General features: G+C 63.6%; 11 protein-coding genes. 5 read left to right on the top strand and 6 right to left on the bottom strand.

Annotated elements, in window-relative coordinates; genetic code table 11:
- Window positions 1–28: 28 nt before the first annotated feature.
- The gene (locus ACQY4V_RS08895) at window positions 29–1,006 is read right to left on the bottom strand and encodes a 2-hydroxyacid dehydrogenase (protein ID WP_428516663.1); all 978 of its coding nucleotides are present in this window, start codon (window positions 1,004–1,006) and stop codon (window positions 29–31) included.
- 79 nt (window positions 1,007–1,085) lie between these two features.
- Window positions 1,086–2,300 (bottom strand): aminotransferase class V-fold PLP-dependent enzyme, encoded by a 1,215-nt coding sequence (locus ACQY4V_RS08890; protein WP_428516661.1) that lies wholly within the window; start codon window positions 2,298–2,300, stop codon window positions 1,086–1,088.
- 270 nt (window positions 2,301–2,570) lie between these two features.
- Here ACQY4V_RS08890 and ACQY4V_RS08885 point away from each other — a divergent pair, with 270 nt between their 5' ends.
- The gene (locus ACQY4V_RS08885) at window positions 2,571–3,236 is read left to right on the top strand and encodes a LuxR C-terminal-related transcriptional regulator (RefSeq protein WP_428516659.1); all 666 of its coding nucleotides are present in this window, start codon (window positions 2,571–2,573) and stop codon (window positions 3,234–3,236) included.
- A 303-nt stretch (window positions 3,237–3,539) separates the two neighbouring features.
- Window positions 3,540–5,312 carry a sugar phosphorylase gene (locus tag ACQY4V_RS08880; RefSeq protein WP_428516657.1) on the top strand — a complete coding sequence of 591 codons (1,773 nt, stop codon included), beginning with the start codon at window positions 3,540–3,542 and terminating at the stop codon, window positions 5,310–5,312.
- On the opposite strand, the gene ACQY4V_RS08875 is transcribed toward ACQY4V_RS08880, so the two are convergent.
- Window positions 5,305–6,525 (bottom strand): glycosyl transferase, encoded by a 1,221-nt coding sequence (locus ACQY4V_RS08875; RefSeq protein ID WP_222450436.1) that lies wholly within the window; start codon window positions 6,523–6,525, stop codon window positions 5,305–5,307. The genes ACQY4V_RS08880 and ACQY4V_RS08875 overlap by 8 nt on opposite strands.
- 4 nt (window positions 6,526–6,529) lie before the next feature.
- Window positions 6,530–7,342: an HAD-IIB family hydrolase gene (locus ACQY4V_RS08870; protein WP_428516655.1), complete on the bottom strand. Its 813-nt coding sequence runs from the start codon at window positions 7,340–7,342 to the stop codon at window positions 6,530–6,532.
- Between the two features lie 351 nt (window positions 7,343–7,693).
- On the opposite strand from ACQY4V_RS08870, the gene ACQY4V_RS08865 reads away from it, so the two are divergent.
- The gene (locus tag ACQY4V_RS08865; protein ID WP_420556036.1) at window positions 7,694–8,014 is read left to right on the top strand and encodes a hypothetical protein; all 321 of its coding nucleotides are present in this window, start codon (window positions 7,694–7,696) and stop codon (window positions 8,012–8,014) included.
- 128 nt (window positions 8,015–8,142) lie between these two features.
- Here the strand turns inward: ACQY4V_RS08865 and ACQY4V_RS08860 are convergent, their stop codons facing one another.
- Window positions 8,143–9,657, bottom strand: a complete 1,515-nt coding sequence (locus ACQY4V_RS08860) for a catalase (RefSeq protein ID WP_428516653.1) — start codon at window positions 9,655–9,657, stop codon at window positions 8,143–8,145.
- A gap of 42 nt (window positions 9,658–9,699) precedes the next feature.
- Window positions 9,700–11,073 (bottom strand): NAD-dependent succinate-semialdehyde dehydrogenase, encoded by a 1,374-nt coding sequence (locus tag ACQY4V_RS08855; protein ID WP_428516651.1) that lies wholly within the window; start codon window positions 11,071–11,073, stop codon window positions 9,700–9,702.
- 173 nt (window positions 11,074–11,246) lie between these two features.
- On the opposite strand from ACQY4V_RS08855, the gene ACQY4V_RS08850 reads away from it, so the two are divergent.
- Window positions 11,247–12,476 carry a putative DNA modification/repair radical SAM protein gene (locus tag ACQY4V_RS08850; RefSeq protein WP_428516650.1) on the top strand — a complete coding sequence of 410 codons (1,230 nt, stop codon included), beginning with the start codon at window positions 11,247–11,249 and terminating at the stop codon, window positions 12,474–12,476.
- Window positions 12,476–13,930: a UdgX family uracil-DNA binding protein gene (locus ACQY4V_RS08845; RefSeq protein ID WP_428516648.1), complete on the top strand. Its 1,455-nt coding sequence runs from the start codon at window positions 12,476–12,478 to the stop codon at window positions 13,928–13,930. Before ACQY4V_RS08850 ends, ACQY4V_RS08845 begins: the two co-directional genes overlap by 1 nt.
- Window positions 13,931–13,936: the final 6 nt, after the last annotated feature.

Raw genomic sequence — 13,936 nt, 5'->3', positions numbered from 1 at the left:
CGCAGCCCCGGTTAAGGCGCGGTAAACGTCATTTCGGCGTCACGAGGTCGCCCGGCGTGTCGCCCTTGAGAAACGCCTCGAGATTGTCGATCGCGCGAAAGCCCATGGCCTCGCGCGTCCCGTCCGTGGCGCTGCCCAGGTGCGGGGCCAGAACGATGTTGTCATATTCCAAGAAACGCGGATCGAGTGCCGGCTCGTTGTGATAGACGTCGAGGCCCGCCGCGCTCAGCTGGCCGGAATCGAGCGCCTCGAAAAGCGCGTCCTCGTCCACCACGTCGCCCCGGGCCGAATTCACAAGGATCGCGCCGGGTTTCAGGGCGCCGAAGATAATGGCGTTGATCATCTTGTACGTGTCGGCGCCACCCGGGCAATGCAGCGACAGGAAATCGGCCTCCGCCGCGACCTCGACCATGCTGGGCAGCTGTTCGGCGTTGCCGTTGGCGCTCTTGATATCCTCGGGCACCTCCCAGGCGTCCTGGAACACGACCCGCATACCGAACCCGTTATGCGCCCGGCGCGCCATCGCCTGGCCGATGCGGCCGAAACCGATGATGCCCAGTGTGGCCCCCGTGACCTTCTTGCCGATCATGTGGGTGGGCCGCCAGCCTTCCCAGCCGCCCGCGCGGGTTTCGCGCTCGCCTTCGCCGATGCGGCGCGCGGCCGCCAGCAGTAGGCCCATCGCCAGGTCGGCGGTACAGTCGGTCAGAACGTCCGGCGTGTTGGTCACGGTGATGTCGTTGGCCGCCGCCGCGTCAATGTCGATGTGGTTGAAGCCGACGCCGTAGTTGGCAAAGATCTTCACTTTACCCTTGGCCGCCGGATAGAACTCAGCGGGGATCTTGTCGGACACGGTGGGCATGATCACGTCATAGGTCTTGGCCGCGTCCATCCACTCGTCATAGCTCATCGGCGTGTCGGGGTGGCGCAGCGTCACGTCGCCCAGCCCGGCATTGGTCAAACGGTCCTCGGTCGCCTTCGGCCAGGCGCGCGTTACCAGAATTTTCATGATGTCTCTTCCCTTGTCGTGATCCGCCCTCGGCGCACATTGCGCCAAGGGCCGGGCACTTGCAATCAACCCTTTGGGATCACGCGGCCTTGGCGGGGCTGGCCTTGGCGTTGTCGGGTGTCGTGGCGCGGTAATGCGCCTGCGCGGCGGCCACGCCGGAGCCGGGCTCGATCTTGGCGCCGGCATCGACCAGCGCCATTTCCGCGGCCGAGATCGCACCGCACAGCATCACCGGGTTGAGCGAACCGAGGTGCCCGATGCGGAACGCCTTGCCCGCCAGCTTGTTGAGGCCGGTGCCCAGCGAGGTCTGGTACTTGTTGTAGGCGGTCGAGATCACGTCACGCGCGTCCACGCCCTCGGGCGCATAGATGGCCGAGACCGTGTCGGATTCCCATTCCGGCCCGCGCGCCACCAGTTCGCAGCCGTCCCACGCCTCGACCGCGGCGCGCACGCCTTGTGCCAGCCGCTTGTGACGCGCCCAGATGCTTTCCATCCCGGCCTCCAGGATCATGTCCAGCGAACAGCGCAGGCCGCGCAGCAGTTGGGTGGCGGGCGTGTAGGGGAAATACCCGGTGTCGTTCAGCTTGATCATGTCCTCGAAGCTGAAATAGCAGCGCGACATGCCGGAATTGGCCAGCCGCTTGTTGGCCTCCAACGCCTTGTCGCTGACGCCCAGAAAGCCAAGGCCCGCGGGCAGCATGAAGCCCTTCTGCGAGCCCGACACGGCCAGGTCCACGCCCCATTTCTCCATCTCGAATTCGATCGAGGCGATGGAGCTGACGCCGTCGACGAATAGCATCGCCGGGTGGCCCGCATCGTCGAGAACCTTGCGCACGCCCTCGATATCCGAGGTCACGCCGGTCGCGGTCTCGTTCTGGGTTGCGAAGACCGCCTTGATCTCGTGGTTGGTGTCGGCGGCAAGGTGCTTGGCGTATTCGTCCAGCGGGACACCCTTTCCCCATTCGACCTCGCACAGCACCACGTCGAGGCCAAGACGCTCGGCCATGTCCACCCACAGCAGCGAGAACTGCCCGAAGCGAGACATCAGAACCTTGTCACCGGGTTGCAACGTGTTCTGGATGGCGCTTTCCCAGGCGCCCGTGCCCGAGGACGGGAAGATGAAGACCCGGCCGTTCTCCAGCCGGTAGGCTTTCTTCATGTCGGTCAGCAGCCCGGTCACCAGGTCGGGGAAGTCGGGCGCGCGCATGTCCTCCATCGGCACGTTCATGGCCTGCCGCACGGGTTCCGGCACATTGGTGGGGCCGGGGATGAAAAGATGCTGGTAACCGTTCATGATGCTCTCGCTCCCTGTCACATGACTTGACGCAGGGTCGTAGCACGCAAATCCTGTCTGTGAAGACCCGTTCGCGGCAAAACAGGGAGGAAACCGCCCATTGGGTGGGTAATTCCTACCCGCCCGGGTGACATATCGGGCGGTATGGCGCTTCGGCATACACCGGCATACAGAAATTTCCTTTGATTTCAGTCATTTCTACTGATGTTATGGCTGAACTAGGTCCGTCTGTTGGGGAGCTGACGGTGAGGAGGAACAAGGAGCCGGCGCATGAAAGCTGCCCCCGGAACGATCATGACATCAGCGGAAAAAACCAGTGATACCACGGCCTTGCCGCAGGTTATCGTCGCCGACCGGCAGTTGATCGTCTGTCAGGGAATCGGGTCGCTGGTGACGCAGATTCCCGAGGTTGAGCTGGGGCATTACGCGACCGACAAGGCCAGCCTGCGCAAGCACCTCGCCCATGCCACCGGCAAGACCATCCTGATCCTCGGGGTGCGGTTGGCCGATGGCGATTTGACGCAGGTCCTGACGATCGTGCGCAAGGACTATCCCGACGTCATGGTCGTGGTGGTGGCCGAGGAAACCGAATTCGCCTTCATCCGTACGGCGATAAAGGCCGGGGCCAACTCGGTCTGCATGATGGGCCAGATCCTGACCAGCCTGCCGCGCATCCTGGGCAAGCTTATCGAGGGACATTCCATCGTCCCGACCGAGATCCTGCGCCGCCTCACGTCCGAGAACACCGACGCGCTTTCGCGGCGCGAGCACGAGATCCTGGCGCTCCTGGGCGACGGGCTGACCAACTTCCAGATCTCGGCCCGGCTGGGGCTGAGCGAGAACACGGTGAAATACTACCTCAAGGCGATCTACCAGAAACTGTCGGTCAACTCGCGCGGCGCGGCCATCGCCAAATACGTGGCCGGGAATTACTGACACCGCCCGTAATGAAATCTTGCGAGCCTCCGCGCGCCGTATGATCCGGCCGTGCGGCGGATGACCCGCGACCAAGGACAGCGGGTCGCATCGCCGGGGAGGTGTCGCGGTGATCAAGGCGGCCCGTCGCTTAGGCAGGCGCAGCCGTGGTCACCAACTGCCCAAAATCCGGGCTAACAGGGCTTCCAGCTTGAACAAACTGTGCTCTGCCGCTTTCATCGTGCCGCCTGATATGCTCAATACGGGGCGGACCCGGCCCGATACCGCCGGGCCCGCGGGACAAGGTCAGGGGAACATCCGGGCGTGCACCAGGAACACAAATTGCTGAACGCGCGGCTGCGCGAGCTTCTGTCCCGAATCTATCCCGACGAGTCCGCGCCGGATCTTGCGCGCGCCATCATCGCCGCGTTCTGGCCCGAAGGCTCGGTGCCCCGCAAACGCGCCCGCACGCCCAGCAACCGGCTTTGGTCGGAAAAGGACGCCTTCCTGATCACCTATGGCGACACAATCATTGACGGCGCGCACAAACCGCTCGACCTGCTGGAGGATTTCCTGTCCCGCTACATGGGCGGCGTGGTCGATGGCGTTCATGTCCTGCCGTTCTTTCCGTTCAGCTCGGATGACGGCTTTGCGGTGACGGATTACTGCGCGGTCAATCCGCGCCTGGGCGAATGGAGCGATATCAGCCGTATCGCCTCGAACTTTCACCTGGTGTCGGACCTCGTGCTCAATCACGTCTCCAGCCAGGGCAACTGGTTCAATCAGTACCGGCAGGGCAACGCGCCCTATGACAAGTTCTTCTACGAAGCTGACCCGGACCAGGACCTGAGCGCGGTCGTGCGTCCGCGCACCACGCCGCTTTTGCAGAAGATCGAGACGCGGACCGGCGACCGCCATGTCTGGTGCACCTTCAGTCACGACCAGATCGACCTGAATTTTTCCAACCCAGAGGTGCTGCTGGAGATGCTGCGCATCATCCGGATGCATATCGATAAGGGCGTGCGCACCCTGCGGCTGGATGCCGTGGCCTTCATCTGGAAAGAGCCGGGCACGTCCTGCATCCACCTGCCGCAAACCCACGCCATCGTGCAACTCATCCGACTGCTGGTGGATTACACTTTCGAAACCGTCGTGCTCTTGACCGAAACCAACGTGCCGCGCAGCGAGAACCTCAGCTATTTCGGCAACCGAAATGAGGCGCATGCTGTCTACAACTTTCCTCTGCCGCCTTTGATCCTGCACGCCATGCAGTCGGGGTCGGCGAAGTATCTCAACCGCTGGCAGGCCACCATGCCGCCCGCGCAGCTGGGCTGTGCGTATCTGAACTTTACCGCTAGCCATGACGGCATCGGGATGCGCCCCGCAGAGGGCGTGCTGCCGACCGAAGAAAAGAACCGAATGATCGAAACCGCCCAAGCGGCCGGCGCGCTGGTGTCTATGCGCACCATGCCCGACGGCACCGAACAGGCCTATGAGTTGAACTGCTCGCTGTTCGACGCAATGCGCATGACCTTCAAGGGCGAGGATGACCACCATTTCGACCGCTTCATCTGCTCACAGACGATCCCGATGTCGCTCGAGGGCATTCCGGCCTTCTATATCCATTCCTTCCTTGCCACGCCCAGTGATCACGAGGCGGTGGACCGTCGCGGCATGAACCGCGCGATCAACAGGCATCGCTGGCATTACCCCGACCTGCTGGAACGGATGGAAGACGAAGGTTCGGACCAGGCGCGGGTGATGAAGGCCCTCTCGGAGCGCCTGCGCATCCGCGCCCGCCAGCCGGGGTTTCATCCAAATGCCACGCAGTTCACCCTGCGCCTCGATCCGCGGCTCTTTGGGGTCTGGCGGCAAAGCCTCGATCGCTACCAGTCGATCTTTGCCATCCACAATGTCAGCGACGAGACGGTGACCGTAGACCCCGCCGACCTCAACATGATAGAGGACGACACCTGGCGCGACCTGTTGTCCGGCGACGTGATCGACTTTGACGCCGAAACGGTCTCCTTCGCGCCTTACCAGTGCCGCTGGATCTCCAATCGCCGCGGAGCGGCCGAGCGCGACGCCCTCAGCTGAATTCCTCGGTGTCCTGAATTGCGGCCGCCTTGAGATCCGACAGGAATTCCGGATCAGCGGCATGGACGCGGCTCCATGTCGGGATGAAGGGCGTTGCCTGTGGGTTTTCCAGGAAAACGGTTCCGGCGCGGATGATGTTCTCGGCGAAAAGCTCGACCGATTTCTCTTCCTTGTGGCGGTCCACGTTCAGGCCGTTCATCTTGGCGTCGGCGTAGTAGCTTTCCAGCAGATCGAGCGCGATGCGGTAGTAGGTGGCCTTGAGCGTGCGGAAGAGGTTGGGCGTGAACACCGTCCCGTCCGACGCCAGCTTGCGGAAGATGGCCTTGCAGATATCCGTCGACATCCGGCTCAGGCCTTTCGAGGCGTCCTCGGGCGACAGGTCCTGGTGCTTGTGGTCGTAGGCATCCGAAATCTCGACCTGACAGACCGATTGCGGCGCCAGGTTGCGCCAGGCTTCGGACAGGACGCCGATCTCCAGCCCCCAGTCCGAGGGCACCCGCAGGTCGGGCAGCATCGGCGTGCGCATGGCAAATTCGCCCGACAAGGGATAGCGGAAACTGCGCAGGTAATCGAGGTAATCGCGATCCCCGATCACCTTCTTCAGCGCGATCAGGAGAGGGCTGACCAACAGGCGCGTCACGCGCCCGTTCAGCTTGGTTCCGTCGACGCGCGGGTAGTATCCCTTGACCATCTGGTAGCGAAAGCCTGGATGGGCGGCGGGATAGATCAGCCGCGCCAGTAATTCTCGGTCATAGGTCAGGATATCGCAATCGTGCAGCGCCATGACGGATGTATCGGCACAGGCGATCAGGTACCCCATGCAGGTCCAGACGTTCTTGCCCTTGCCCGGCTCTTCGGGGGCGATGCCCTTGTCCTCCAGCCGGGCGCCAAGCGCCTTCATCCGGGGGCTGTCGTTCCACAGAACCATGTGCTGCTGCGGCAGGCGGCCGAAGAACTCGATGGCGTGGCGGTACTGCGCCTCGTCGGCTTGGTCGAGCCCTATGATGATCCGGTGAAGATAGGGCACCTCGCGCAACTCGTTGATGATGTGGTCCAGCGCGGGACCTTCCAGTTCGGAATACAGGCTGGGCAGGATCAGCGAGATCTTCCGCGTCTCGGCAAACGCCGTCAGCTCGTAGGTCAGGTCGTCCAGACTGCGGGTGCGCAGGTTGTGCAGCGTCGTGATATTTCCGTTCTGATGAAAATCGGCCATGTGGTCAGGGGTCTTTCGTGGTGGTTAACTCGTCCAGAAGCGCGGTCATCGCCTCGGCCCAGCCTTGGGGGCCGGGCAAACGGGTGCGCCGGATGCGGCCCGTGTCCTCGCCGGGCAGGGGCGGGATGCCGGGCGAGGCCGGGTTGGCCACCACGACGCCGAAATCGGCCCGGTTCAGCATCTCCACATCGTTCGGCGCATCGCCCAGGGCCACCGTTCTGGCCGGGCGATAGCGGGCGATCAACGCATCCATGCGATCGGCCTTGGTGCCGCCGAGGGACAGGGTCAGAAACCGCCCGCCCTGTTGCGCCGCCAAGCCGGCCTGGCGCGCCTCGTCGATGAAAGTCTCTCGGTCCGCGTCGTTGCCTGACCATAGCCCCGGCTCGCTGAATTGCCGCGCCCGCGCCAGTTCGGCAGCCTCGGCCGACAGCCCGGTATGCGCCGCGATGTCCTGAGGTGTCATATCGCCAAACCCAATAAATCCTGCCGGCAAACGCGCGATTGCAGCGCGAAGTTCCCGGTATGAGGCGTCGTCGCCCGTGCCATCCGCACCCGGCTCCAGCACGCCGCTGCCGTTTTCCACGATTGCAGGCCAGTCGCGCAGACCCATGGCGTCGCGCAGGGGGGCGATCTCGGCCGCGGTCTTGCTGCTGGCCAGGATCACGCCGCAACCCGCAAGCTCCAGCCGCCTCAGAACCCCGGCTGCCGGCTGCCAGGAATAGCTTTCGTGATCCAGAAGCGTTCCGTCGAGATCCGAGAAAACAAGAAGGCGCGGGCCAAGGGTCATGGCCCGACAGTAGAACACAAATTTCGGCATGGCGACCGCATAGCGCAGGACGGGCGTGCAAAACCGCCCCGGTGCCGCGAATTCAGGCGGGGCCTTTTCGTGTCCCGGGATTTGGGGGGCGGCGGTTGCGCCGCGGAGCCTTTTCCCGGGCGGCTTGCGCGGGCAATCTTGCTCGGCGCACAGGCGGCGGAGGGGCGTATGGGCACAAGTTCGCTTTGCCGCCGTGACCCGATGGCGAAGCGGACCAAGGGCCAATCAGCGAATGACTGCCAGTCGCCAAAAAGTTGATTGAACTTGTCTCTTACGGTTCTAGCCTTACCAACCAGGTGCTTCGGTATTCTGCCGTCGTGCGGACACGGAAAGACAACAAGGCGAGTGATTATGAAACGTATTCTCGGAACGACTTGCGCTATCGCGTTCAGCGTGGTCCTGCCGCTTCAAGCCGCGGCTCAACAAAGCGGTCCCCCGCTTCTACCTGGTGAAACCGCCCAAGCATATGCCGTCCGCGTCAACGCATGTGGCGGCGCAGACCTGCTCGGCGCGCAATTCGGCGCGGGCGGCGACGTCGTGCAGGCGCGCTGTGCCAGCGCCGGCATGGGCATGGGCCAAGGCCCGGCGGCAGCCGCGGCAGCTGCGGCCGGGGCCGGGGTTCTGCTCGTCATTGCCCTCGACGGGTCGAGCAGCACCACCACGTCGAACTGACGCGACCACGACGTACCCGGCCATCAGCAACGGTTGGCCGGGCCAGCCATCGAATTGCCGACATGAAAAGGCCACGTCCCGACCGGACGTGGCCCTTTCTTATTGCTGCGCGGTTTTCGTGACGAAGGCTACTCGGCGGCTTCCACCGGCGTGTCGTCCGTCACTGGCAGCGATGGCTCACCGTGATTGCCGGTTTCCAGCGCCCTGCGCACGCCTGCCTCGTAGTCGGGATGTACCTTCTTCAGAACGGCCAGCCAGCGTTCTTTGACGTCCTCCGACACGGGCGCCATGCCGCCGGCCATGTTCTTGTGCAGGCGGTCGCGCTCTTCGTCGCTCAGCACCTCGGCGTAAAGCGCGCGGGGCTGTACGTAGTCGACGTCGCTTTCCTCCTGCTTGAACCGGCCGACCACGGCCTCGGGATCGATCCACAGGGGCGGCTCCTCGGCGCTTTCGTCGGCCACGGGGCCGTCATACTGGTTCGGCTCGTAATAGGCGTTCGGATTGCCGAAATCGTTGGTGAAGAACCGCATCGCGCCATCCTTGTGGTAATGCCGCACCTCGGCTTCCTTGGGTGCATTTGCCGGCAGCATCTCGTAATGCGTGCCAAGGCGGTAGCGATGCGCGTCGGCATAGGAAAACAGCCGCGCCTGCAACATCTTGTCGGGCGAAAACCCGATGCCGGGCACCACGTTGTTCGGGCTGTAGGCGGCGTTCTCGACCAGCTGGAAATAGTTCTCGGGGAAGGTGTGCATTTCCAACTCGCCCACCTCGATCAGCGGGAAGTCGTCATGCGGCCAGACCTTGGTCAGGTCGAACGGGTTGAACTCCGTTTCCAGCGCCTGTTCCTCGGTCATGACCTGGATGAACAGCGTCCACTTGGGAAAGTTGCCGTCCTCAATCATGTGCCACAGCTCTTCCTGATAGCTTTCGCGCGTGTGCCCGATGATCTCGGCCGCCTTGGCATCCGATAGCGTCTCGTGGCCCTGATGAGTGCGGAAGTGGAACTTCACCCAGTGCCGCTCGCCCTTGTCGTTCCACATCGAGAACGTGTGGCTGCCATAGCCGTTCATATGCGCCGGGCTGCGCGGGATGCCACGATCCGACATCAGGATCGTGACCTGGTGCACGCTTTCGGGCTGCGCCGACCAGAAGTCGAACATCGCCTCGGGCGAGCGCATGTTGGTCTTGGGGTGGCGCTTCTGGGTGCGGATGAAGTCGGGAAACTTGTACCCGTCGCGGATAAAGAAAATGGGGGTGTTGTTACCCACCATGTCCCAGTTGCCATCCTCGGTGTAGAACTTTAGCGAAAAGCCCCGCACGTCCCGCTCGGCATCCGCAGCACCGCTTTCGCCAGCCACGGTGGACCAGCGCGACAGCACCTCGGTCTCTTTCCCGACCTCGGAAAACAGCTTGGCGCAGGAATACTGGGTGATGTCCTTAGTCACGGTGAAGGTTCCTTGCAGGCCCCAGCCCTTGGCGTGCACAACGCGCTCGGGGATGCGTTCCCGGTTCTGGTGCGCCAGCTTTTCGATCAGCTGGTGATCTTCCAGCATCACCGGACCCCGCGCACCGGTGGTGCGCGAGGTCTCGTTGGTGGTGTAGGGGCTACCCGAGGTGGTGGTCAGTGTCTTGCGTATGGTCATCGTTACTCTCACATTTCCGTTTCGGTGGGGTGGCAGGCCGGATCAATCCAGCCAGATGCCCTTGATGTTGACGAACTCGCGCACGCCAAAGCCGCCATGCTCGCGGCCATAGCCCGAGTCCTTGACGCCGCCGAACGGCATGTTCGGGTGTGCCGCGCCGAAACTGTTGATCCGCACCATGCCGGTGTCGAAATACTTCTTCGCCATCTCGGTCGCGCGTTCGGTGTCCTTCGAGAAGATGCCGCCGCCCAGGCCATACCGGCTGTCATTGGCGATGCGCATCGCGTCCTCGTCGTCCTTGGCGCGGATCACCGACGCCACGGGGCCAAAGATCTCGTCGTCATAGGCCGGCATCCCGGGCGTGACGTCTCCCAGCACGGTCGCAGGGTAATAGGCGCCGTCCCGGTCCAGCTTCTTGCCACCGGCGAGGATCCTGGCGCCTTTCTTCACACTCTCTTCCACCTGCTCCATGACGGTCTCAAGCTGCTCCTGGCTGCTCAGCGGGCCAAGCTCGGTGTCGTCGTCGTCGGGCGCGCCGACCTTGATCTTGTCCATCGCCTCCACGTAGGCGTCGACGAACTGGTCATAGACCTTGTCGGTCACGATGAAGCGCTTGGCGTTCACGCAGGTCTGGCCATTGTTGTAAAGCCGACCCTGGACCGACAGCTTGACCGCCTGTTCCACATCCGCGTCTTCCAAAACCAGAAAGGCGTCGTTCGACCCAAGCTCCAGCACCGTCTTCTTCAGCGCTTTGCTGGCAACCGAGCCGATATGGCTGCCGGCGGCGTCCGAGCCGGTCATGGTCACGCCGCGCACCTTGTCATGTTCGATGACCTTGTCCGACGTGTCGTGGTCGATCAGCAGAACCCGGAAGATGTCCTTGGGCAGACCCGCCTTGATACAGATTTCCCGCAGGCGCAGAGCACTTCCGGTGCAGATCTCGGCGTGTTTCAGCACGCAGCCATTGCCCGCCATCAGCGCAGCGGCCAGAACGCGGACCGGCTGATACATCGGGAAATTCCACGGCTGGATCGAATAGACCACGCCGATCGGCTGATACGACACCAGCCCCTTGTTGCCGTCTCCCAGATCGCGGGTCTCGTCCTTCAACTGGCCCGGCCCGTGCTCGGCGGTGTACTCGAAAATCTGCGCGCACAGCTCGATTTCGTCCTGGCCGTCTTTCAGCAGCTTGCCCATCTCCCGGGTCATCAGCTGCGACAGCTCGCCGGTATTTTCGCGCAGCTCCTTCGCAATCGCTTTCAGCACAGCACCGCGGTCTTCATGGCTCTTTTCGCGCCAGTCGAGGAACGCGGCATGGCAGGCCTCCACAGCCTCGATCGCCTCGGCTTCGCTCATGGTCTCATAGTCGGCGATCTTCTCTGCGGTTGCGGGATTGATGGTTTCGATCTTGGACATACTGGCCTCTCTCGCTAAGTGGATTGAACTTGTCCGACCAACCCACGCCGCTCGCCGCATGTTCCAACACCTGCGCGCGGATGCCGCGCCACAGGCCGGGCTGCGCGGAATTGTCCAGGCCGGCGTGGTGAACCATTCTTGCATTCCGGCAAGAGTGTTCTATTTTTGTTCACATGCGCAAATCCCTCTCCGACAAGCTCGCCATCCTCGCCGACGCCGCCAAGTACGACGCTTCCTGCGCGTCGTCGGGCACCACCCGCCGCGACAGCCGTAATGGCGGCATCGGCAGCGCGGGGGGCAGTGGCATCTGTCACGCGTACACGCCCGACGGGCGCTGCATCAGCCTGCTCAAGATCCTGATGACGAATTTCTGCATCTATGACTGCGCCTATTGCATCAACCGTGTCAGCAGCGGCGTGGAACGTGCCCGCTTCACGCCCGAAGAGGTCGTGACCCTCACGCTGGAATTCTACCGCCGCAACTATATTGAGGGGCTGTTTCTGAGTTCAGGCATCATCAAAAGTCCCGACGACACCATGGCCGACATCACCCGCATCGCCCGGATGCTGCGCGAGGATCACGGCTTCAAAGGCTATATCCATCTCAAGACCATCCCCGAGGCCAGCCAGGAGCTGATCGACGAGGCCGGGCGCTATGCCGACCGCTTGTCGGTCAATATCGAACTGCCCAAGGATAACAGCACCCGCACGCTGGCCCCGCAGAAACGCCCCGAGACGATCCGAGCCGCCATGGCCTCCGTCCGGCTGAAACAGCAGGCCAGCAAGGAACGCTCCCACACCGGCAAGCGCGCGCCGAAATTCGCGCCGGCGGGCCAGTCCACCCAGATGATCGTCGGCGCGGACGGCTCCAACGACAAGGCGATCCTGACCACGTCCTCGCGCCTCTACACCGGCTACAAGCTGCGCCGTGTCTATTACTCGGCCTTCTCGCCCATCCCAGACAGTTCCGCCATGCTGCCGCTGATCAAGCCGCCCTTGGTCCGCGAGCATCGCCTCTACCAGGCTGACTGGCTCTTGCGCTTCTACGGCTTCGACGTGGACGAGATCACCGATGTGGCGCCGTCGGGCAATCTCGATCTAGATATCGACCCGAAACTCGCCTGGGCGCTGGCGCATCGCGGGCAATTCCCGGTGGACGTCAACCGCGCTGGGCGCGACGTACTCTTGCGCGTGCCGGGGTTTGGGACCAAGACCGTCAACCGCATCCTGACCGCCCGCCGCTCCGGCGCGCTGCGCTATGCCGACCTTTTGCGGATCGGCGCGCGGATGGGCATGGCCAAATCCTTTGTCACCACGCCAGACTGGACGCCTGGCGGCCTGACCGACAGCGCCGACCTGCGGGCACGCTTCGCGCCTGCGCCGGAACAGTTGAGCCTGTTCTGATGTACCGCGTTACGCTCCCGACGCTCGGCTTTTTCGAGGCGTGGCGCGACGCCGCCCGACGCCTTCTGACCCATGCCGTGCCGCCAGACCGGGTGGAATGGGGCAGGGGAGAGGACAGCAGCCTCTTCCCCGCCGATCCGCTGCCCGAGGCGGATGGCCCCCACGCCGTGACCACGACGAAAGAATTTCTGTCGCTTGCCAGGACCGCCCTTTGCCATTCCGGCACAGAGGCGCCGACGCTGCTCTATCAGGCGCTTCACCGCCACCAGACCGACCGCCGCGCTCTGGCCAACCCCGCCGATCCGATCGCCCGCAAGCTCTCGGTGTTGCAAAAGGCCGTGCGTCGCGACATCCACAAGATGCACGCCTTCGTCCGCTTTCGCGAACTGCCGTCCGAAGGCCCGCGCCGCAGATTCGGCGCCTGGTTCGAGCCCGATCACTTCATCCTGGAAACCGGCACGCCGTTTTTCGCGAAACGTTTTGCCGACATGGACTGGATGATCGCCACGCCGCAGGGCGTCGCCCGGTTCGAGGACGGCACCCACACCTTCCATCCCCCGGCGGACCGCCCGGATCTGCCGGAAGACGCGTCCGAGGCGCTTTGGGGCACCTATTTCGCCAACATCTTCAACCCCGCGCGCCTGCATCTTCAGGCCATGCGCTCGGAAATGCCGCTGAAATACTGGAAGAACCTGCCGGAAACCGACCTCATCCCCGGCATGCTCGCCGATGCCGAGGCGCGCGTGGAAAGGATGCGCGCCGCTATGCCGACCGAACCCTCCGCCCATGCCGAACGCATCCTCAGGCGCCTGCCACAGCCGAAGGTCGCCGATCCCCCGCAGAGCATGCAGGAGGCCCGCACCGCCGCCATGCACTGCAAGCGCTGCGGGCTGTGCGAGGCCGCCACGCAGACCGTTTGGGGCAGGGGGAACGCGCAGGCCGACCTGATGATCGTCGGCGAACAACCCGGCGATGCCGAGGATCTGGCCGGCAAACCCTTCGTGGGGCCAGCGGGCCAGTTGCTGACGACGCTGATGGACGAGGCCCGCGTCGGCGACAGCTGGATGACCAACGCGGTCAAGCATTTCAAATTCCGCCCCACAGGCAAGCACCGGATGCACCAGAACCCCGATCGCCACGAGATCGACCATTGCCGCTGGTGGCTCGATCTCGAACGCCGTTTCGTGAAACCGACCCTGACCGTCGCCCTTGGCGGTTCGGCGGCCTATGCACTGACCGGCAACGACACGCCATTGAAGGCGCGCCGTGGGCAGATCGAAACCGCCCATGACGGCGGCGCGGTGCTGGTGACATGGCACCCCAGTTATATCCTGCGACTCGATGGCCCCGCCGCAGCGACAGCGCGGGCGGAGTTGCTGGACGATCTTGCCGCCGCCGCCGACGTCATCCGGGCCGATGCCTTGCCTGAGGTGACGGCGGCGTCTCATGCGTGAGGGTGC

Origin of the sequence: Roseovarius sp., assembly GCF_965277045.1 — a bacterium.
Lineage (GTDB): Bacteria > Pseudomonadota > Alphaproteobacteria > Rhodobacterales > Rhodobacteraceae > Roseovarius.
The sequence above is the reverse complement of the archived record's forward strand: the minus strand, read 5'-3'. Positions and strand labels throughout refer to the sequence as shown.

What these genes read in the sequence shown, in the direction of transcription:
- ACQY4V_RS08895 (WP_428516663.1), bottom strand. Translation starts at nt 1,006, where the DNA reads ATGAAAATTCTGGTAACGCGCGCCTGGCCGAAGGCGACCGAGGACCGT.
- ACQY4V_RS08890 (WP_428516661.1), bottom strand. Translation starts at nt 2,300, where the DNA reads ATGAACGGTTACCAGCATCTTTTCATCCCCGGCCCCACCAATGTGCCG.
- ACQY4V_RS08885 (WP_428516659.1), top strand. Translation starts at nt 2,571, where the DNA reads ATGAAAGCTGCCCCCGGAACGATCATGACATCAGCGGAAAAAACCAGT.
- ACQY4V_RS08875 (WP_222450436.1), bottom strand. Translation starts at nt 6,525, where the DNA reads ATGGCCGATTTTCATCAGAACGGAAATATCACGACGCTGCACAACCTG.
- ACQY4V_RS08870 (WP_428516655.1), bottom strand. Translation starts at nt 7,342, where the DNA reads ATGCCGAAATTTGTGTTCTACTGTCGGGCCATGACCCTTGGCCCGCGC.
- ACQY4V_RS08865 (WP_420556036.1), top strand. Translation starts at nt 7,694, where the DNA reads ATGAAACGTATTCTCGGAACGACTTGCGCTATCGCGTTCAGCGTGGTC.
- ACQY4V_RS08860 (WP_428516653.1), bottom strand. Translation starts at nt 9,657, where the DNA reads ATGACCATACGCAAGACACTGACCACCACCTCGGGTAGCCCCTACACC.
- ACQY4V_RS08855 (WP_428516651.1), bottom strand. Translation starts at nt 11,073, where the DNA reads ATGTCCAAGATCGAAACCATCAATCCCGCAACCGCAGAGAAGATCGCC.
- ACQY4V_RS08850 (WP_428516650.1), top strand. Translation starts at nt 11,247, where the DNA reads ATGCGCAAATCCCTCTCCGACAAGCTCGCCATCCTCGCCGACGCCGCC.
- ACQY4V_RS08845 (WP_428516648.1), top strand. Translation starts at nt 12,476, where the DNA reads ATGTACCGCGTTACGCTCCCGACGCTCGGCTTTTTCGAGGCGTGGCGC.